13 protein-coding genes are annotated in these 20,806 nt (G+C 41.6%); 7 read left to right on the forward strand and 6 right to left on the reverse strand.

What is annotated here, in order from left to right; genetic code table 11:
- Positions 1-87: 87 nt before the first annotated feature.
- The 3 genes from AAA970_RS20865 to AAA970_RS20875 form a co-directional block, all read right to left on the reverse strand.
- Entirely contained in the window at positions 88-1,695 is a 1,608-nt protein-coding gene (locus AAA970_RS20865; protein WP_338238824.1) for a SusD/RagB family nutrient-binding outer membrane lipoprotein, read from the reverse strand.
- A 12-nt stretch (positions 1,696-1,707) separates the two neighbouring features.
- The gene (locus AAA970_RS20870; protein WP_338238825.1) at positions 1,708-4,752 is read right to left on the reverse strand and encodes a TonB-dependent receptor domain-containing protein; all 3,045 of its coding nucleotides are present in this window, start codon (positions 4,750-4,752) and stop codon (positions 1,708-1,710) included.
- Positions 4,753-5,731: 979 nt separating this feature from the next.
- Positions 5,732-6,502: a hypothetical protein gene (locus AAA970_RS20875; RefSeq protein WP_338238826.1), complete on the reverse strand. Its 771-nt coding sequence runs from the start codon at positions 6,500-6,502 to the stop codon at positions 5,732-5,734.
- 150 nt (positions 6,503-6,652) lie between these two features.
- Here AAA970_RS20875 and AAA970_RS20880 point away from each other — a divergent pair, with 150 nt between their 5' ends.
- Complete coding sequence (locus AAA970_RS20880; protein ID WP_338238827.1) at positions 6,653-6,838, forward strand: hypothetical protein; 186 nt, start codon at positions 6,653-6,655, stop codon at positions 6,836-6,838.
- A 625-nt stretch (positions 6,839-7,463) separates the two neighbouring features.
- A complete protein-coding gene (locus AAA970_RS20885) occupies positions 7,464-8,399 on the forward strand; it encodes an META domain-containing protein (protein WP_338238828.1) in 936 nt (311 codons plus the stop codon).
- A 217-nt stretch (positions 8,400-8,616) separates the two neighbouring features.
- Here AAA970_RS20885 and AAA970_RS20890 read toward each other — a convergent pair whose 3' ends face one another.
- Positions 8,617-9,213: a hypothetical protein gene (locus AAA970_RS20890; protein WP_338238829.1), complete on the reverse strand. Its 597-nt coding sequence runs from the start codon at positions 9,211-9,213 to the stop codon at positions 8,617-8,619.
- Between the two features lie 171 nt (positions 9,214-9,384).
- On the opposite strand from AAA970_RS20890, the gene AAA970_RS20895 reads away from it, so the two are divergent.
- Both AAA970_RS20895 and AAA970_RS20900 read left to right on the forward strand, forming a co-directional pair.
- Positions 9,385-10,674: an L-cysteine desulfidase family protein gene (locus AAA970_RS20895; RefSeq protein WP_338238830.1), complete on the forward strand. Its 1,290-nt coding sequence runs from the start codon at positions 9,385-9,387 to the stop codon at positions 10,672-10,674.
- 150 nt (positions 10,675-10,824) lie between these two features.
- Positions 10,825-11,607: a hypothetical protein gene (locus AAA970_RS20900; RefSeq protein ID WP_338238832.1), complete on the forward strand. Its 783-nt coding sequence runs from the start codon at positions 10,825-10,827 to the stop codon at positions 11,605-11,607.
- 665 nt (positions 11,608-12,272) lie between these two features.
- Here AAA970_RS20900 and AAA970_RS20905 read toward each other — a convergent pair.
- Positions 12,273-13,238, reverse strand: coding sequence for an ROK family protein (locus AAA970_RS20905; protein WP_338238834.1), 966 nt, complete (start codon positions 13,236-13,238; stop codon positions 12,273-12,275).
- A gap of 296 nt (positions 13,239-13,534) precedes the next feature.
- Entirely contained in the window at positions 13,535-16,882 is a 3,348-nt protein-coding gene (locus AAA970_RS20910; RefSeq protein ID WP_338238835.1) for a methylmalonyl-CoA mutase family protein, read from the reverse strand.
- A 207-nt stretch (positions 16,883-17,089) separates the two neighbouring features.
- On the opposite strand from AAA970_RS20910, the gene AAA970_RS20915 reads away from it, so the two are divergent.
- The 3 genes from AAA970_RS20915 (at position 17,090) to AAA970_RS20925 (ending at position 20,787) form a co-directional block, all read left to right on the forward strand.
- Entirely contained in the window at positions 17,090-18,001 is a 912-nt protein-coding gene (locus tag AAA970_RS20915; RefSeq protein WP_338238836.1) for an aldo/keto reductase, read from the forward strand.
- A 794-nt stretch (positions 18,002-18,795) separates the two neighbouring features.
- Positions 18,796-19,302: an HNH endonuclease gene (locus tag AAA970_RS20920; protein ID WP_060688925.1), complete on the forward strand. Its 507-nt coding sequence runs from the start codon at positions 18,796-18,798 to the stop codon at positions 19,300-19,302.
- 99 nt (positions 19,303-19,401) lie between these two features.
- Positions 19,402-20,787, forward strand: coding sequence for a pyridoxal-phosphate dependent enzyme (locus AAA970_RS20925; RefSeq protein WP_338238837.1), 1,386 nt, complete (start codon positions 19,402-19,404; stop codon positions 20,785-20,787).
- Positions 20,788-20,806: the final 19 nt, after the last annotated feature.

Consider the following 20,806-nt stretch of genomic DNA (forward strand, 5'->3'; position numbering starts at 1 on the left):
TCAGCAATAAGTAATATTTTAATCCATTCGCTAAATTCCGCAGGCCATTACAGCCCGCGGAAATCTGAATTATTGAAATTGGACTTCTTAGTCTACGTCCCACCATAATGGTGAACCTGCTGAATCACCTTTAGAGGCAGCCGGATTATCGGACTTAAGATTCGCTACTCCATCGGCATAAGCATCGGGGTTATTATCCCGTTCTTGAGATGGGTAAGCCAATCGACTGATAAAATCTCCTTCATTCACTTCACCCGCACTTTTGTTAAATTTAACCGGGAATAGCTTTGGGAAACCTGTTCTGCGAAATTCTGCCCAAGCTTCCATGCCTTCTGGGAACATCGCTATCCACTTTTGGGTGAGAATTTGCTCCTTTGCCATACTCGCATTATACTTCACTTTAACCTGAGAAGCAGCGGCAATATCATAATCATTTCCTCCGGTCAGTTCATTAGGATCCGTATAGTCGGAAGGTACGGATGTATCATCCGCTAAATAAGCAGAAGCATCACCCAAACCATGCTGATCAAAGGAAGTCTGCACGCCCATTTCATATAGATCTTGCGCTGATCCACCTGCATTCCAACCATTCAAAGCGGCTTCCGCACGTAAGAAATAAACCTCTGCTGCTGTCATTAGAACTACAGGCGTGGTTTGAGAAATATAGTTTGGATTCACCCCGGAGTAAGCAGTATATGGACTACCCGCCTTGTCTGGAAGGTTTACCCCTGAACGAATTCCCGCAAATGTTCTTCCATCTTCCACTCCAGCGTTATCTCCCACTGTAGTAAAATAATAGCCCAAGCGAGGGTCTTTCAAACCACCCAAAATAGACTCCATATCCGCACCCATTTTGATATCATTCCAACCATGAGCGATGGTAGCCAATGGATTGATCATCGGACTGGTAGATTGCCCTACCTGAGCAAGCTCCTGCCCTTCGAAAACTCCGGTAGCGATGGCCTCCTCCGCCATTTTTTGAGCCAAAGCCTGATCCACCTCAGATACCCGCATGGCTAAACGCAATTTCAAAGAAGCTGCCAATTTTTTCCATTGGGCGAAGTCAGCTCCGAATAAATCATCTGCCGGGATAAATGCCGGAATGGGATCTGCGCCTTCATTAGCCTCAAACAAATCAATGGCCAGGTCCAGCTCTTCGAAAAATTTAGCATAAATGCTCGATTGTGCATCAAAAGTAACGGCATCAGAACCATAACTATTATAAGGTATTGGACCATAAATATCCGTGATGCGGTGCATGCCCAATACTTTCAAAACCAAAGAAGCCGCATACAGGCGTTGGTCAGCCTCATCTTTCAACTTCTCGATATTCGCTGCCGGAGGCATGATATTTTCATAGGCCAGTAACCAAGGCCATAGGTTCCAGGTCATCAGATAATGGGTTTGATTGGCATTCCCGGCAAATGGTGTTGGAGGCGCCATATAACCAGAAAATACATCCCCATTTAAGTTCTGTTGTACCTGCCACTTCCAGTTAGAATTATCAAAATTATAATAAACCGATCTGGAAAGTTGAGGGAAGAATCCTGTTACAATGATAAAGTCTGCATAGGCCTGATCATTAGTAATTTTATTTGGATCCAGATTTTTATCTTCAAAACCACTGGTACAAGCTCCCAAAAGGGTTAATGCCGTAAAACCAGCCGCCATATATTTTTTAAAATTCATTTTCATGTCGCAAAAAAATTAGAAATTCACTCTTACGTTAAATCCAAAGCTACGAGTAGTAGGCAAACCAAACATCTGTACTCCTTGTACCATTCCACCGGAAGAAACAACTAAGTCTGGATCGAATGGTGCGTCATTATAGAAGAAGAACAAGTTTCTTCCAACTGCAGATACAGTCAGGTCATGAAGTGGACCCAATTTGTTAAAGGTATATCCGATAGAAAGTTCTCTCAAACGAATATTGGTGGCATCATAAAGATACTCTGAAGTTACACCGGTACGACCAGAAACTGCATTCAAATAGTTTCTCTCATTAAATGTATTGCCTTCCACCGTGATAATGGCATCAGGATTAGCATTCACTTCTCCAAATCGTGCAGAGGTACCCACCTGATCCATATACGCATCCGTCAAACCTAATACCTGACCTCCAAAACGCCCATCAATCACCATGTTTAAGTTTATACCTTTATAAGTGAAGGAGTTGGTCCAACCTGCTAATAATTTAGGGTTACTGTTCGCAATAATTCCTTCTTCCACAGAGGCGTTTCCTGCTCCTGCTGGGTAGTCCAAATTATTTCCGGAGTTATCTTGAGCGTAAGCAATGCTACCATCAGCATTTCTAATAAAATCAGACACCACAATATCACCAATCTGGCCACCCTTACGAAGAATTTGGTTATAGTTGGTATTTCCTCCATTGGTAATAATCTCGGTCAATACTTCATTACCAGCAGCATCTTTATACAATTCTTTTACCTCGTTCACGTTTCTACCAAAGTTCAATCCGGTAGTCCAGGTGAAGTTATCCTGAGATACAGGCATCGCATTAATAGCCAATTCAAAACCTCTGTTCTCAATATCACCAGCATTTACATATTGATAGGTGTAATCTGCACCGGTAGGTGCCTGAATACGGAATAGCTGGTTAACGGTGTTGGTTTTGTAGTAGTTAAAATCCATGTAAAATTTACCCTGGAATAATTCCAACTCACCACCAAGTTCAATGGAGGTTGAAAGTTCCGGTTTCAGATCTTCAAAAGGCGCAGTATCTGCATAAACAAAGTTTCCATTTTCATCAAAACGGTGTTGCAATACCGTCAGTCCTGGTGCCGCATCATTACCAAGCATGGTGTAGTTGGCACGAACCTTTAGCAAAGAAATAGCATCCGGTAAATCCGCCATTTGGTTAATTACCCCTGTCAATCCAACAGATGGGTAGAAATAAGAGTTGTTGTCAGCCGGTAAGGTAGAAGACCAGTCATTTCTTCCGGTAATATCTAAAAATAGCATTTCTCTATATCCAATATTCGCACTAGCGAAAACAGACTGCACCTGACGCTGGGCCTGAGTAAGTACCGGCACCATTCCGGTAGGAAGGTTCGCCATGGTAAACATATTGGTTTTTTCGATGGAACGCTTACCGGAAGTTACCTGCTGAAATTCCGAAAACTCATCACGAACTGCCGTTCCTAATAAACCATTCACAGAAATATCACCGAATTTCTTATTAGCATTCAGAATCATATCTCCATAAAGTTGCTGCACATTAAAATCATCTCTGAAATAGCCACCATGATGCAGATTCGTTTCTGAATGCGTACCGAAATATATAGCATTGGTGGTTGCATGTACATTTCTGTTCCAGATATCTGCTGTACGATCCACAGAGGCACGTCCCTGTAACCACAACCAATCGTTGAAATTATATTTTGCAGAACCAAACAACATCAAACGCTTTCTGGACTCCTCTGCCTTGGCACGGTTCAAGATCCAGTATGGGTTTTCATTCGCGATTTCAGAAGAAACATTGTTCCAATCCCAGTTCTGTACATATATGTTACGGCCGGAGTCGAAAACTTCATAATCATTCTTGATGGTAGACAGACCCAAAGTACGAGGCGTTAGATAAGCATTGTAAATCGGGTTCATATATGTACCAGAAGAAGGGCGATTCGTTCCTTCTTGCGTGATATAAAAGGCGGTAGTGTTCACTTCCAGCTTATCATCAAACATCTTAGAAGAAGCATTGAAAGTGAAGTTATGACGACTGAACTCATTGGTCGGCATAATACCCGTTGCATCTGTATTGGCATAGGATAAATAGTAAGAGGACTTATCCGTTCCACTCGCCAAAGAGATAGAGTTTACCCATGTAGATCCATTTTGATAGAAATCATCAGCAGTAAATGGCGTTTCACCGGAAATTGCATCGCCATTCGCATCATACTTGGTCTGCATTTCAGGATATAGGTAGGCGGACTCAGTCATGAAGTTTGAAGAAAAGGAAACACGTGTTTGTCCTTCTTTTGCTCTTTTGGTGGTAATCAAAATTACACCGTTTGCTGCCTGAGACCCATACAGCGCCGAGGCTGCAGCTCCTTTTAGCACATTAATGCTTTCAATATCCTCCGGGTTAATATTGGAGAAACCATCACCACCATCACGCCCCGGATCTTCCAATGAACCTGGCTGTGAGGCACCGCTACCAGCGATTGGCATACCATCCACTACAATCAAAGGATTATTATTTCCGGAAGCCGAACGATTACCCCGCAAATTAATTTTCACAGATCCACCGGCACCGGAGCCGCTTCTTTGCAATTGCATACCGGCAACGCGACCGGAAAGAGAGTTAGCAACGTTTGGGTCTTTGGCCATGGTCAGGCCTTCTGAGTCAATAGATTGCATGGAGTAAGTCAAACTCTCCTGTGCTCTCTCAATACCCAAAGCAGTCACCACGACTTCGTTCAACTGCTCTACATCCGCTTCCAAAGCAAAATTGATTACAGATTGTTTGCCCACGGTAATTTCCTGGGCGGTATAACCAATGAAAGAGACGGACAATACCGCATCCTCGCCCGGGACATTCAAAGTAAATTGGCCATCAAAATTAGTTGCAGTACCGGTAGTGGTTCCTTTTACTACCACGTTAACGCCTGGTATAGGATTGCCGTCCTCAGCAGCGGTTACTGTTCCACTTACGGTCAGGCCTTGGGCCATAGACATAGTGGTTCCACATAGCAGTATGACTACTGCCATTAAAAGGTTAAGTTGTTTCATGTACCTGTTAAGGTTAAAAATTTAAGTAATTTATGGGAGGTGTGATCCCCAAAGAATTCAAAATTCGAATTTTGCTTTTTCGATAACGCCCATCGATGGTATGCGTCTTAGATAAAAATACACAAAATTCCACCAGCGTTTCCGCTGGACCGAGTGCTAAAAAAATGCAAAAAATGCATCACAAATCAATTGGTGTGATTGCTATTCGGTGAAATGCGAGATAAGTAAGGTATAATGTTTCATTAGTTAGGTAAGTTTAAGTAAAGTAAGTTGTGTGTGTGTGTGTAATAGGCAAATAGAGTATTACTCCTTTTGCTTAGTACTAATATAGAAAGCTTTCCGAACTATAAAAAACTTTTTTTAATAAATAGCGGAAAATTTACGCAGATTACTTTATAAAAGGCGTTAAAAAAATATACATAACGTAAAAAAACAGGGATTTAATGCTTAAAACTCAAAAATTAAAGCCATTAATTAGTGGAGATATAAAAATTAACAATTAAAACGGCCTTCCCTCAAAAATACCATAATTGGCTGCAATGGGATAATTATAGCCCCAATATTGAAAAAGTTTATGTGGGAAAAACTATCCCATAGCGTAAATATGAAATCCCTCTCCTTCCATAAGGAAAATAAGGGAATAGCCGCAAAAAATCAATAAACAAGCAATAAAAGCGGTTGGTTAGTCAAACTACCAAATTGTGGTCAGCCCCTTTAAAAAGTAAAAACCATAAAATGAACCCCTTAATTAATATGGAAAAAAAGTAATTCATTCGTTCAGCTTCTCTTCTAAAAAATAAAGGCCAAAAAAAAAGGCGAACTGCATTCTAAGAACACATTCGCCTTTTAACCCAACATCAACCTGCTAAACTATGAACAACAATCATGCCATCCACTGTAAACCAGTCTTTTAGCAATAAACCGTTGTTCTAGATTGATTCGGTCTCAATATTGGGAAATTTTTCCCTTTACGGGATCATTAATCTCTTTGGTACTGAAATGCTACATAGATCTGTGCCGCAAAATCCTCAAAACGTTTATCATCATCACCATGAAGTCGTTCAAAATCTTTGTATAGCTTCTTCTCCATTTTTTGGAAATAATCCAGGAATTGCGACATATGACTAGAAACCGCCATATGATCCAGGGTAAGGAAAACTTCCTCATCCGGAGCAGAATACTGACGCATCGTTTGCCAGTTTTTCTCTAAAACACCCTTAGTAAAAACCACGCCCATATAAGTATGGAAATCATACTGGCCATCTTGCTTGCTTGTGAAATCCTCATAAGCTTCTAGCAGATCAGCCTGCTTACTGATGAAAAGTTCCAAAAGGTTACTTAAGGTCAGGGTCCATTGCGAGGGAGTAAAATTATACTCCAAGCCTTCCGATTCCGCCTCTGTTTGCCCTAAGATATAGTCTAAAGTAGCATTATCACTGGCTTCTTGTAAACTTAAACCTTCAATTTTCACGCGAGCATTTTCATAAGCGAACAAAAGGAACTCATAAAAACCTTCCTGATCCACCGCATTTTTCCCCGTACGAAGGGCATAGTCAATGTAAATGACATTTAATTTGTCTTCCTGCGCCCTCCAAAACTTAATAAATCCAACAAGTTCCGGAAAATGATCATAAATTTGAGGAGCGGCCTCTAAGGCTTCCTGCAGCTCATCTGCATTTTCAAAGCCATCTAAATTAAGGTGCTGCTGAAGCGCTTCCAGCAAATATTTCTTTTCTACTTTAATATCCATCCAAATGAGGTTTTTAATAAATGGCAAGTTACAAGAAATCAGGGAGACTACAATACCAAGAATATGCGGATTGGCAAGAGAGAAGACAACACTATGAAATTAACCCGTAATAGGTAGGTTTAAATTTTCTGTTAGATTGAAAGCAGGAAAATGACGAAATTTTTCCCAATTCGCGTGTTTACCATGGAAGTAGGTGAAAGAGGAAAAAGCAAGCTTTTCCCAAATTGGGCAATTAAAGAATCAGCAGGACAAACCAAATCAGCCTTTTTAAAAAACTCTTTTCTATTTGTAATAAATCTGCCGGTAGTAATTCAAATAAAGCATTCGGCTTTTTAAACTCCCAAAGAGCCCCGGATAATGGAAAAGGCCAGAATCCTCCGGCCTTTTCACGATCTATTTGGAAAAACAATTAGGGGCAATCAAAGCCTGCTCATTCCAACGAATAGAAGACATAAATTCATTTGGGTCTATGTCCCCTATTTTAAAAAGTGTGAAAACAAACAAAAATCCGTAATACGAATCCACCTATTTATTTTAATGAGGGTAAAATTTAAAGCAAACACTGGACAACTCTATTACAGTTTTGATTTCTAAAATAAGGCATCCATGAAAAGAAACATCGGAACAAACTATTATACAATCAATAGACGAGGCAAATGTCCCGATTCAACGAATACCACCTTAAAGGTGAATTAGGAACTGAATTAGAGTAGGCTTAATTACCCATTTTTTCCTAAATTTGAAGTTCCAAAAATTCAAAGCACGCATGTTTACCCATTTCAGAAATTTTTTCTTTCTTTTACTTATCCTTGGATTTAGTGGTTGCATAGAACCAAAATCAACTCAATCTGAAGAGGTTACTGAAATGGAGGATCCGATAGTTGAAATTAATCAATATTGCGATTCTATTAGAAAGCTTGAATTTCAACACCAGCAGAATTTAATACGCGAGGGCTACATAATGGAGCATAAAGGCTGGTTGATAGAGCCCAAAGCCTATTTTGATCGCTCTTATCGTCCTTTACATGTCATTGTGAATTCCTTCGGACCTGATTTCCGACTACGAGAGGACTATTTCTTCAAGGAAGGGAACCTGATAAAAGTCGATTGTCAGGAGATTGATGACATTGACCTATTCCAAATCAACCGCCATCGTCGATACTATGCAGAGAAGAAAAATATTGCTTTTCTTTCCAAAACGGCGGACAATTTATATGAACTCAATAATAACGTATTTCATAAATTTCCTACCGAGGACGCCTATTTCGTAGCGGATAGTTTGAAAGCCCGGAATTTTATACAGGCATCGGAGAATAAAAAGATGTATGAGGGCAAGTTGCATTCCATTTCTTCTGCCAAATCAGGGGGCTATTTGTCAGTGGAATTACCCAATGGCAATCTTTGCACCTTTAAAATGAGCCCTGAAAATTACAAAAAATGGGCGCCCAGGGAACTTGAAATGAAGAATAAGGCCGTTCGTGTAAGCTTTATCAAGAAGTTTAAAAATCACCGCCCTTATATGATTTTCAAAAATATTGAAGTCACCGAAAAACCTGACGCCAGCCTGACCAATACGCGCTGGGCGCTTAGGGCCATACACGAACAAAGCGTCATCCCCCAACTAAGAAGCATCCAGCGTGAGATCCACATCACTTTATTAGAAGGAAAAAAGTTTCGAGGATTCGATGGATGCAACCATTTTTCAGGTACCTACGAGCTGGAGGCTCCCATCATCAATTTTGAATTTGATACCGAAATAGATTCATGTCAAAATGAGCTTAATCACACCTTTCGGGAAATGCTGGACAAAGGCCACAATTTCAAAATCACCGGAGATGAGTTGATCTTAATGGAAGCCAATCTTCCTTTGCTTACTTTTGAGGCGCTGTATTTATAAATTTGACTCGAATTATTTACTGATAGATTCACTAAACCACTTTAAGCTATCCATTACCTATAAATTACTATAAGGTTTACTCATTTTTAAATAGCCCACATTGGAGTGAAATGCTTTCTCCTTCTGAATCTGCCTCATAAGATAAATTCAAAATAAGGGAAATTCCTTCATTTTCCCCTTTGTAGCTAAACAAGGATTTAAGTAGGAATAATCCTGCTTAAGGGAGATTTTCAAAGTACCTGGCCTCAATAGAAAGATCCACCTGCTGAATCTGATTCAGATTGGCCAATACCAATTCCTCCAGACTCATATTTGTGTTCACAACGGAGGGCATGGGAAATGCTCTTACCCTGGCAAAAAGATCTCCATCAGTATAGGTAAGCTCCTCAAATACAATGGTGTATATTAGCGGATTTTCTACATTCATCCGAACAATGCGGTTCAATTCATCTACCGTATACGTACCCAATTCCCGGATTTCCCCACTGGTACATACCAGGGCGAGGGATTTGTCCTCTCGAAAATGGAGATAGGTATTTTCACGCTCACAAGGCGCTAACATCATCACAAAAGAATGATCAAAATAGTCCGTCGCTTGTTCCCCGACCTCTAATGTCCTATCCCGCCCGTTTACATTAATGGTAAATGCTGAAAGGGCCGTGGCCTGTTCAAATCGATAATAGCCTGCCACTAATTCAAAATCGTCAACTTCTCCAATGTTTACATTTCCATTATCATCGCTTTTACACGAGGCTAGCAGGACGACTAACACCAAAAAACCAATAATCAACACTTTATTACTCCGAACGATCATAATTAAACACCTTTGTTTTTTTGCTCATCTTAATAAGGTACATTTGTACTTTGTGGTTCCAAAGAGCATAGGAATAGGCTATTTTTTTGATAAACAGCTAAAATCTTACAAGTGAACCCCACGCATTTGGGCCTTTTTTTTAAGGCGATTAGATTAAACGTAGAACATTAAATGACAAAAATTTCCAACGCTCAGATCATTGACCTGATCAAGCATGATGTTGAATTGGCCTTAGGTTGTACAGAGCCCATTGCCGTAGCCTTAGCAGTTGTAAAAGCCCGGGAAGTTTTGGGAAGCTTACCGGAAGAGGTGATTTTGAAAGTAAGTGGCAATATGTATAAAAATGCCATGAGTGTCGGAATCCCTAATACCTCCCATAAAGGCATGTTGATTGCCGCTGCTTTGGGCGTTTTTTCCGGTAAAAGTGAGTATTTGTTGGAAGTGTTGAAGGACGTTACGGATGAAACGATTATCAAAGCCCAGGACTATGTCAATGCCAATAAGGTAAAGGTAGAGGTCATAGAAGGAGTAGATAACCTGTACGTTGAGGCGGTTTTATTTTTTGAAGGTCAGGAAGCCAATGCTGTTATCGAGCACCGTCACACGGAGTTCCGTTCCTATTCTAAAAATGGGGAAATGATGTTTGAGCAACCCAAGGTAGACGCTGCACATATATTAGCAGATGGCTCCGTGGATGGCTTAACCATTGCCAGAATTGTGGAAATGGGAAAAACAGCCAGCTTTGAAGAGATCCAGTTTATTCTAGATACGGTAAAATACAACACCAAAGTCTCGGAAGAAGGCCTGGCCAACAATTATGGCCTTCAGGTTGGAAAAAGGATGCTGACTAACTTTGAAAAACAAGGTTTAAAGGCCGATTTTGCCACCCGTGCAGCTGCCCGCGCAGCCGCTGGTTCAGACGCCCGAATGGCGGGTTGTGGTCTTCCGGTTATGACCAACTCCGGCTCCGGTAATCAAGGTATTACGGTCACCCTTCCGGTAGTTGAAATGGCCGAAAATTTAGGCAGTACCACTGAAGAATTAGCCAGAGCATTGATTATCGCTCATTGTATTCCGATCCATATAAAGAAACGTATTGGGCCGCTATCTGCCCTTTGTGGTATTCTTCCGGCATCTATTGGTGCCGGTGCCGGAGTGGCCTACCTTCAGAATGGCGACTATACTGCCATTGAAAATGTAGTGAAATATATGGTAGGCAACCTCTCCGGGATGATATGCGATGGTGCGAAACCCTCTTGCGCACTTAAAATCAGCTCCTCCATTCATTCAGCTATGCATGCAGCAGATTTCGCTTTAGATAATGCCGTGGTTCCCTTTGCTGATGGTATTGTACATGAAGATGTGGAAATTACGATCAAGAATTTAGCACAACTTGGGGTCAAAGGATTAGAAAAAGTGGATCCGATGATGCTGGAAGTTTTAAATGATAAATGCGACTAAGTTGCAAAAAATTCAAGTTTAAGGGGACGCTTGTCCCCTTTTCTTTTGGCTGATGTTCAATTTTCCTTATTTTTGCAACTTGTACCGTTTAGAAGCATTTTACATCGACGCTATACTTAATTATTGTCGAATCGAATTTGATCCCATTTAATGTTCTTATTTAAATTTTTATTCGCACTTATTCACGCACCACTACAATTGGTAGATGGTCAAATGCCTGATGAAGGCCCCGTTTATACAGAAACTAACCTGAATGACTTCATCGTGGAACCGATGAACACCATTACCGCTATTATTTTTGTTGGTATTGCGATCTATTGGTTGATGAAGGTAGGAGGAGATTTCAAGCGTTATGCATTCATGACCGTCATTACGGTACTCTTGCTCATCGGTGGCGTTGGTGGAACGCTATACCATGCTTTCCGCTCTTCCTGGTATTATATGATGATGGATTACCTTCCGATTTTAATTATCGGCTTCTTCGGAGCGATGTATCTGATGTACAAGCTGTTTAACAGCTGGAAAATTCCACTAGCCATTGGTTTTATAGTTTCATTGATTGAAATATATGTGAACAATTTCATCGCTGATCCGCTTTCTACCAATTTGTCTTACTTGACCATGGCAACGCTGGTGCTATTGCCTTTGATTGTCTTCTTAAGAAGAACCCACTTTTACCATGGGAGAATGGTGTTGTACGGATTACTTTGCTTCATTGGTGCCATTAGTATGCGCTTTTTGGATCCAAACCCTGAGCGTTATTTTGAGCCTGTAGGACTACACTTTATGTGGCATACTTTCGGGGCCGGCGCCTGCTTTTTCCTTTTCCGTTACTTCTTCAAAATTGCTGATATAGAATTAGAGGAGGGGAAACAATGGGAGAAATGGAAGAAAATCTCTGAGCGCTTTCAGAAACAACATAAAGCGAACTAATCAGTAGACCAATAAAATATTTAAATGCGATGCTTTCGATAGCGTCGCATTTTTTTTTGCTGAAAAATCGGGGCAATAAGCCAAAAGCTTTTGGTAGTCAAAATTTCAGAGGTAGGCTAAATTAGTCGGAATAATTCACCGAGCGCTTTAGTGAATTAGGCTAAACCATTTCATGTCAGGTCATGGATATTAATTTCCCTAAATTTCTATAATCCCATTTTGGCGGAGCTGGCGTTCTCCTTATTCCTTTGCCTCATTGGCAAAAACTCGGAATAGAGCAATATTCCCTCATTCCTCCCCCAACAGCGAAACGAGGATTTAAGCCGAATTATTCACCGCCATATTTATTAACTGATCTCAATTAATTTCAGTTCATTGCAATTTAGTTTCTTTGATTTATAATAGCCCAAATTTGGCGGAGCTGACTTTCTCCTTATACCTTTGCATCATTGGCAAAAACTCGAAATAGAACAATATTCCCTCATTCCACCCTCAACAGCGAAACGAGGATTTAAGCGTCCTTAATTCGGCTTAAATTGCCCTATTTCGATTTCGATAAAAATCAATAATACGACACAAAAGGGATTATAGCGACAGAATATGGACTTCATAGCCATAAAAAAAGCACGACCGAGGCCGTGCTTTATAATATATCTATTTGAATATTATTTATTCAACTCATTCCAAACCAATGAAGAAGCACCCAAAACGGCTGCATCAGCACCTGGTAATTCAGAAGGCATTACGCGGATCTTATTTTTAAAGATCTCCAACATATTTGCTTCCATATACTCTTTAGTAGGCTTCAACAATAAGTCACCTGCATTTGCTAAACCACCAAACAAGATAAATGCTTCAGGACTGGAGAAAGTAGCGAAGTCCGCAAGGGCTTTACCTAACATCTCCGCCGTGAAACGGAAACATTCGATCGCCAACTCATCCCCTTCAATCGCGTACTTGTAAACCAATTTAGAAGTCAATTTCTCCTGATTTACCACCTCACGCAGAGCAGAAGGCTTATTAGAAGTACCCAACAACTCATAAGCAGTACGTACCAAACCGGTAGCAGAGCAATAAGTCTCCAAACAACCCAAACGTCCACAACCACACTCACGGCCATTATCCACTACACGTACGTGGCCCAGCTCACCGGCAAAACCATCATGCCCGTAAACTAAATCACCATTGATGACAATACCAGAACCTAAACCAGTACCCAAAGTAATCATGATATAGTTACGCATACCTTTGGCGCATCCATAAATAGATTCTCCCAAAGCGGCCGCATTGGCATCATTGGTTAATTTAATGATTGGGTAAGGGAATTTCTCCGCCAAAAGATCTGTCAGGTGTACTACCCCTTTCCATCTCAAGTTTGGTGCAAATTCGATTGTACCTTTGTAGTAGTTTCCGTTTGGTGCTCCCAAACCGATGCCTTGAATATCCAATTCAGCGTCTACTGAAGCGATAACACGCTCAATTTCAGATGCCAAATCATCAATATATAATTGAATATCAGCGTGACGGTCAGTAGGAATATTTCCTCGGGAAATAACCGTTCCTACTTCGTCTACAATACCAATGGCGGTGTTGGTACCCCCAATATCAATTCCGATTGCTACCTTTTTCATACCAATATTAAAAAATATCGTTTCTTATTTTTTACAATGATTCAAATATACCATCTAATCGAGCGTCTTTTTTATGACCTAGGTGGTTTTTTCCAACAAAAGGAGAATAAATAATTTAAATTTCAATTATTCCCTGAATTGCTGGATAAAAAATAGAAATCGCTCAGGAGCGCTTTTCTATTCAGCACCACTTCAAACCCGACGGTCCTGCAATTTATTGATATTATTGAAGAGAAAACGAAAAAAGCCCTCGGAATTTCACATTCCATGGGCTTTTCTAATTGATTTTTAAAATTTTACATATTTCTCCGGTACTGCCCTCCCACCTCGTACAAAGCTTGAGTAATCTGACCAAGAGAACAAAACTTGACCGTTTCCATTAATGCCTCAAACAAATTGCCGTTCTCCCATGCGCATTTTTTAAGCTTTTCCAAAGCTGCAGCTGACTGTTCCTGATGAGCAGAATGTAAAGCTTCCAACATTTTTATTTGGTGATTTTTCTCTTCCTCAGTGGCTCTAATAACTTCTCCGGGGGTCTCAATGGGAGAACCTTCGGAAGACAAAAAAGTATTGACCCCAATCAGCGGAAGACTTCCATCCGCTTTTTGGGATTCATAATACATACTCTCCTCCTGAATTTTCGACCGCTGATACATGGTTTCCATGGCGCCAAGAACGCCTCCCCTATCGGTTAGCCGATCAAATTCAGCCAGTACTGCCTCTTCCACCAAGTCAGTGAGGGCTTCTATAATATAGGCCCCTTGCAGCGGATTTTCATTTTTGGCCAGCCCCAACTCCCGATTGATGATCAATTGAATGGCCATGGCCCTGCGGACGGACTCCTCGGTAGGCGTTGTAATGGCTTCATCATAAGCATTGGTATGAAGACTATTACAATTATCATAAATGGCATACAGCGCCTGTAAAGTAGTCCTGATGTCGTTAAAAGCAATATCCTGGGCATGCAGGGATCTGCCCGAGGTCTGAATATGATATTTTAGTTTTTGCGAGCGCTCATTGGCGCCATATTTATATTTCATTGCTTTGGCCCAAATGCGGCGGGCCACCCGACCAATCACCGCATACTCAGGGTCCACCCCATTGGAAAAGAAGAACGACAGATTAGGGGCAAAATCATCGATATGCATACCGCGGGCCAGATAATATTCCACATAAGTAAAACCATTGGCCAGGGTAAAAGCCAGCTGAGAAATAGGATTAGCACCGGCCTCGGCAATATGATATCCCGAAACGGATACCGAATAAAAATTACGTATCTGTTGTTCAATAAAATATGACTGCATGTCTCCCATCAGTTTAAGAGAGAAATCAGTGGAAAAAATACAGGTGTTCTGGGCCTGATCCTCCTTCAAAATATCAGCCTGTACTGTCCCTCTAATCTTCTTGAGGGTTTCGTCCTTAATCTGTCGGTATTGCGCTGCCGGTAAAACCTCATCCCCTGTCACCCCCAGGAGCAAAGTCCCCAATCCGTCGTTGCCAGCAGGTAAGTCTCCCTGATACGCTGGCCGCTGACGATTTTGGGAGAAAAATATTCGGTCCATTTTCTGTCGCACTTCCTCCTCCAGCCCATTTTTCCGAATATATTTTTCGCACTCCTGATCAATGGCCGCATTCATGAAAAAGGCCGTTATAATCGCCGCAGGTCCATTGATCGTCATGGAAACGGAAGTAGTGGGATTAGTCAGCTCAAAACCGGAATACAATTTCTTTGCATCATCCAAACAACAAACGGAAACACCTGAATTTCCAACTTTCCCATAAATATCCGGACGCGCAGCAGGATCTGATCCATAAAGTGTCACGGAATCAAAAGCGGTACTCAAACGCTTGGCTGGCTGCCCCAAACTTACATAATGAAAACGTTTATTGGTACGCTCCGGGCCGCCCTCGCCGGCAAACATCCTCGTGGGGTCCTCCCCTGCTCTTTTAAAAGGAAAAACGCCAGCCGTAAAAGGAAATGCGCCCGGTAAATTCTCCTGTCGGTACCATTTGTATAAATCATACCATCCCTTTTGTGTCGGCATGACTACCTTAGGAATCCGCAAGCCTGACAAGCTTAACGTATAATTGTCGACTTTAATCTCCCGTTGTCGCACTTGATAGCGCACCACGCCTTCCTGGTAAGTCCTTTTTTTGTCGTTCCAGGATTCCAGCCACTCCAAATCCTGAGCATCCATATTTTGTCGCAATTCCAGGATCTTATTCTCCAGTATTAACGACACATCAGGTACTATTTCAGCGGAAAGTTGTAAGGACTGTAGCTTTTCAGCGAGCAGAGCATTTTTTTCTGTTTGCGCATTATACTGCCGAATTTCCTCCGAAATCTCTGATAAATAGCGATTTCTGGACGGCGGAATGATCACCTGCCGCTCCAAATTGGGAACCTCCGGAATGTTGGACGAAAAATCAAAGCCCAAAGTCGACAGATGATGGACTATTTTGGCATACAACACATTTACACCCGCATCATTAAACTGGGAAGCCATCGTTCCTATGATGGGCAAATCTTCCATTTTAGTGTCCCACAAATCCCTGTTGCGCATATATTGCTTTCTGATGTCACGCAAAGCATCCTCCGCCCCTCTTTTGTCAAACTTATTCAAGGCCACCATGTCTGCATAGTCCAGCATATCAATCTTTTCCAACTGACTGGCAGCGCCATACTCCGGCGTCATCACATACAGCGTCATATCTGCGACATCGACGACCTCACTGCCGGATTGCCCAATGCCCGAGCTCTCCAACAGAATCAGGTCAAAATCCGCCGCCTTTACCACATTTATGGCATCCCTAATGTGTCCACTTAAAGCCGCATTTTGCGCACGGGTAGCCATGCTGCGTAAAAACACCTGCGGATGGTGGATGGCATTCATCCTTATTCTGTCGCCCAAAAGTGCGCCTCCTGTTCTGCGTTTGGTCGGATCTACCGACAATAACGCAATTTGCAAAGCCGGATAGTCCCTGATAAGTCGTCGTACTAATTCATCTGTCACGGATGATTTCCCTGCCCCACCGGTACCGGTAATACCCAAAATAGGTATATTTTTATTTTGCGCTATCTTTTTCAAATTTTCGATCGACACATTATGGAGTTCCGGATGATTTTCCACCGCAGAAATCGCTTTTGCGACAGAATAGGGATCCTTATGCGACAAATTATGGATTTCGGGGATATGCTTACCGGTATCAAAATCGGCTTGCTGAACCAGGTGATTGATCATTCCCTGCAGGCCCATTGCGCGGCCATCGTCAGGAGAAAATATTTTAGCAATACCATAAAGGTGTAAATCAGCGATTTCCTGGGGAAGAATGGTACCTCCTCCCCCGCCAAAAATTTTAATATGCCCGGCGCCGCGCTCTTTTAAGAGATCGAACATATATTTAAAAAATTCCATATGCCCTCCCTGATATGACGTAATGGCGATGGCCTGAGCATCTTCCTGCAGGGCGCAATTAACGATTTCCTCAACGGAGCGATTATGTCCTAAGTGAATCACCTCTACCCCAGTCTGTTGGATGATCCTGCGCATAATATTTATGGCAGCATCATGGCCATCAAAAAGAGAGGCTGCCGTCACTATTCGGATATGATTTTTGGGTTGATATTTTTCAACGGCTTTCATTTGGGTGCTGTGTTTGTTGTTGGTTCTCTATTTAAATTCTACATTTTAATTGAGAGATCCCAAATTTCCTGTAGATTTCACCAAAGCTTACAAGGCCTTGGAGGAAAAATTGCAAACGATTTAGCAATATAAACACGACAAATTAGGGAGCATTAGGAGGCACTGATCAGAAATGATTAACTTCATCTTATCAAAACCCAGAAAACTATGAATAATACCAAAATAACCCTTTCTAAAGAGGGTCCGAAAATATCCCGTATTGTCGCCGGAACAATGAAATGGGGACAATGGGGAGCTCAATTTAGCAAGGCTCAATATCAGGAAATGATCGAAGCCTGCCTGCAGGGAGGGATTTCCACTTTTGACCATGCTGATATCTATGGTCATTTCACTACAGAAGCAGAATTTGGCGCAGTGCTTAAGGGGCAATCTTCATTACGACAGAATATGGAGCTAGTGACCAAATGCGGAATCTGCCTTCCTTCGGACAACCGGCCTGCCTTTGATATCAAATATTATGATTACAGCCAAAATTATATCCTCCAGTCGGTAGAACAATCGTTAAAAAATCTACATACTGACTATATCGATTTATTACTTTTCCACCGCCCAAGCCCATTGATGGATATTAAGGAAATGGCTGAAGCAATGGAAAAGCTAAAGCAATCCGGAAAAGTCAGGTATTTTGGAGTATCTAATTTCCTTCCACATCAATTTGAATTACTCCGTAGCATCAGCCCTTTGGTGACAAATCAGGTAGAGGCAAGTCTGATGCATCGCCGTCCCTATCTTGACGGTACTTTCGATCAGGCCCAGCAACACGGCTTTGCTCCTATGATTTGGTCTCCTCTTGGGGGTGGTGCTTTATTCACTGCGGAGGGAAAAGCGCAAAATCAGGCGATTTTGGAAGTTGCCCACACGCTAATGGAGAAATACGAGCTGGCTTTAGATGAATTATTGTTGGTCTGGTTGATGCAACACCCTTCAAAACCGGTACCGGTTCTGGGAACCTCCAAGGCGGAACGTATGGTAAAAGCCCTGAAAGTGATTCACCATCAATTAAGCACAGAGGACTGGTTCAAACTCTGGACTGCTGCTACTGGTGAAGAAGTACCGTAAGCCAATATGATCATTTCGGAAAGGTAAGATTATAGGATAGGGCAATCCCCCCTAAACGCTTTTTACCAAAACGATTGATGAAGCTGATTAGGAGCGTGTTTAAAAGCGAAAATTTGATGTATTGCAGAAGCGATGCCTGATTATTTTGAGAGAATAGTAACCCTATTGTTGAGAAATTATCCAAAATCGTTTCCTATAATTCGAATTTGAAGCCGGATGGAGAACTTTTAAACATGCTCTTAAATTTTCGTATAATGACAAGCAGAAAAATGCCGTAACCCGGATTATTTGTGCTTAAATCCTCATTTAGATGCACGACGGAAAAAATGAAGGAATAGGCCCCTATTTCAAGTTTTGTCCAACGAAGCAGAGGAATGAGGAGAAAGCAAGCTTACCCAAATTTGGACTATTGACACCCAAAGAAAAATACCTGGGAAAGACTGAAATTAAAACTCTTGAGTTGGATCAATGAATTTGGCAGTGAATAATTCGGGTTAATTTTTCCTGTTTCAAGTTTTTCCGAAGGCAGCAGATGAATGAGGAGGAAGCAATCCTAGCCCAATTTGGAAAAATGAGAAAATCAGCAAAAATAAGCCTAACACTCTGCTATCGGATTCTTTGTGATAGCCTAAATCATCTAGCGGTAAATATTTCCGCTTAATGCCGACTATGGGACCAATGTATGCCAAAAGCCCTTATTAAAAGCCAAAAAATGGTGAATTCATTACAGAAGTACTATTTATTCAAACAAAATGGCTAAATTCCTAATATTAAGGATATTAAAGCCATTTTGTATGACTCGATTTCACAAACATACGCTTCTTTTAAACGCTGATTACAGTGCCCTGGCCATCTGTGATATTTACAAAGCCTTTCTTTTGGTCTTCCTAGAAAAGGCGGAAATTGTGAATGCAGCAGAGGGGGAGTACCTGCACACCGTGGATAAAGCCTATCCTGTTCCTTCTATCATCAAGCTACGTCGATATGTTAATATTCCTTACCAAAAGGTAATTCTATCAAAAAGCAATATTTTCAAAAGGGATGCTAACCAATGCGTTTATTGCGATACCAAAAAGGACCTCACCCTTGATCATGTTTTACCCAGATCCCGAGGTGGAAAATCCACCTGGAAAAACCTCGTAACGGCATGTCAGTCCTGCAATTCAAAAAAAGGAGATCGCACGCCAGAGGAAGCTCAAATGCCCATGAGGCACCAACCATTCCGGCCCTCCTTTTTAATGATGTTGCAAAACAATGGGTTAAACCAAAATCATTGGCTTCCCTACTTAAAGTCCTCCTAATTTTAGAGGACTTTTTTTTATGCAAATTATCCCATTGCGTCCATTATTCGTTTGCTTATGTAGACATCAAACATTTTTTTAATCCAAAATAAACCAACAATGAACCCAACCGAGGCATCCTTGTTCTACGACACATTAAGTATGATTGGCAACACGCCAATGGTAAAAGTTAACCGGCTGGACACCGGTCCATGTTCCCTTTTCCTCAAACTTGAATCCCTTAATCCCGGAGGCTCCATTAAAGATCGCATAGGCTTATCCATGATTAATGAAGCCGAAAAGCAAGGACTCATTCAAAAAGGCAGTACACTCATTGAAGCCACAGCCGGAAATACCGGTCTGGGCCTGGCCCTTGTCGCTGCCATAAAAGGTTATCGTCTTATATTAGTTATACCGGATAAAATGAGTCAGGAAAAAGTACAACACCTCCGGGCAATGGGAGCAGAGATTGTTATGACGAGATCTGACGTAGGCAAAGGACATCCCGAATATTATCAGGACCTGGCAGAAAAGATTGCCTCAGAAACGCCCGGAAGCTATTTCATCAATCAGTTTAATAATCCTGCAAACCCCAAAGCACATTACGAAACCACTGGACCCGAAATTGCTGCCCAACTGAAAGGAGAGGTAGATGCAGTGGTGGTGGGCGTCGGTTCCTCCGGTACGATTACCGGCCTCAGTCAATACTTCCGGGAGCATTACCCCAATACGGAAATTATTCTGGCCGACCCTCAGGGTTCCATTTTAGCCGATTATATCAACAAAGGTAGTTTTGATGAGGCAGGTAGCTGGATGGTGGAAGGAATAGGGGAGGACTTCGTTCCTGACGTAGGAGACTTTTCCCATGTAAAAGAAGCCATTACCGTAACTGATGCCGAAAGCCTGGAAACTGCCAGAACCTTGCTACAGACGGAAGGAATTTTGGCCGGTTCGTCTTCAGGAACACTAATCGTCGCCGCACTGGCTTATTGCAAAAAGCAAGACCGTCCCAAGAATGTCGTTACTTTTGTCTGCGATACGGGGAACAAGTACTTGTCCAAAATGTACAATGACTTCTGGATGCGTGACCAGGGTTTTCTAAAAGTCGAAAAAAGGGGAGACCTTAGAGATGTATTAACGAGGAATTTCCAGAAAGGGGAAGTGGTGACCCTGAAACCTACCGACAAAATCAGTCATGCCCTGAGAAGGATGAAGCTGTATGAAATTTCTCAATTACCCGTAATGGAGGATCATCAAATTGTGGGCATAGTAGATGAATCCGACTTATTAATATCTCTTAAAAATCATTCCTCTGATTTTGATTTACCTATCAGAGACATTATGAGTACCCAACTGAGGCTTGTTCAAAAAGATGATTCGGTGGAAGTGCTTCATGAATTATTCCGTAAAGGACTGGTTCCCATTCTAATGGACGGTGAGGAATTCCTCGGACTCATTACACAAATAGATTTATTAAATCACATGAGATTAAAATTCAATGAATAAATAGAAATTTTCATGTTCT

The sequence above is a fragment of the Persicobacter diffluens genome, assembly GCF_036244895.1.
Classification (GTDB): domain Bacteria; phylum Bacteroidota; class Bacteroidia; order Cytophagales; family Cyclobacteriaceae; genus Persicobacter; species Persicobacter diffluens.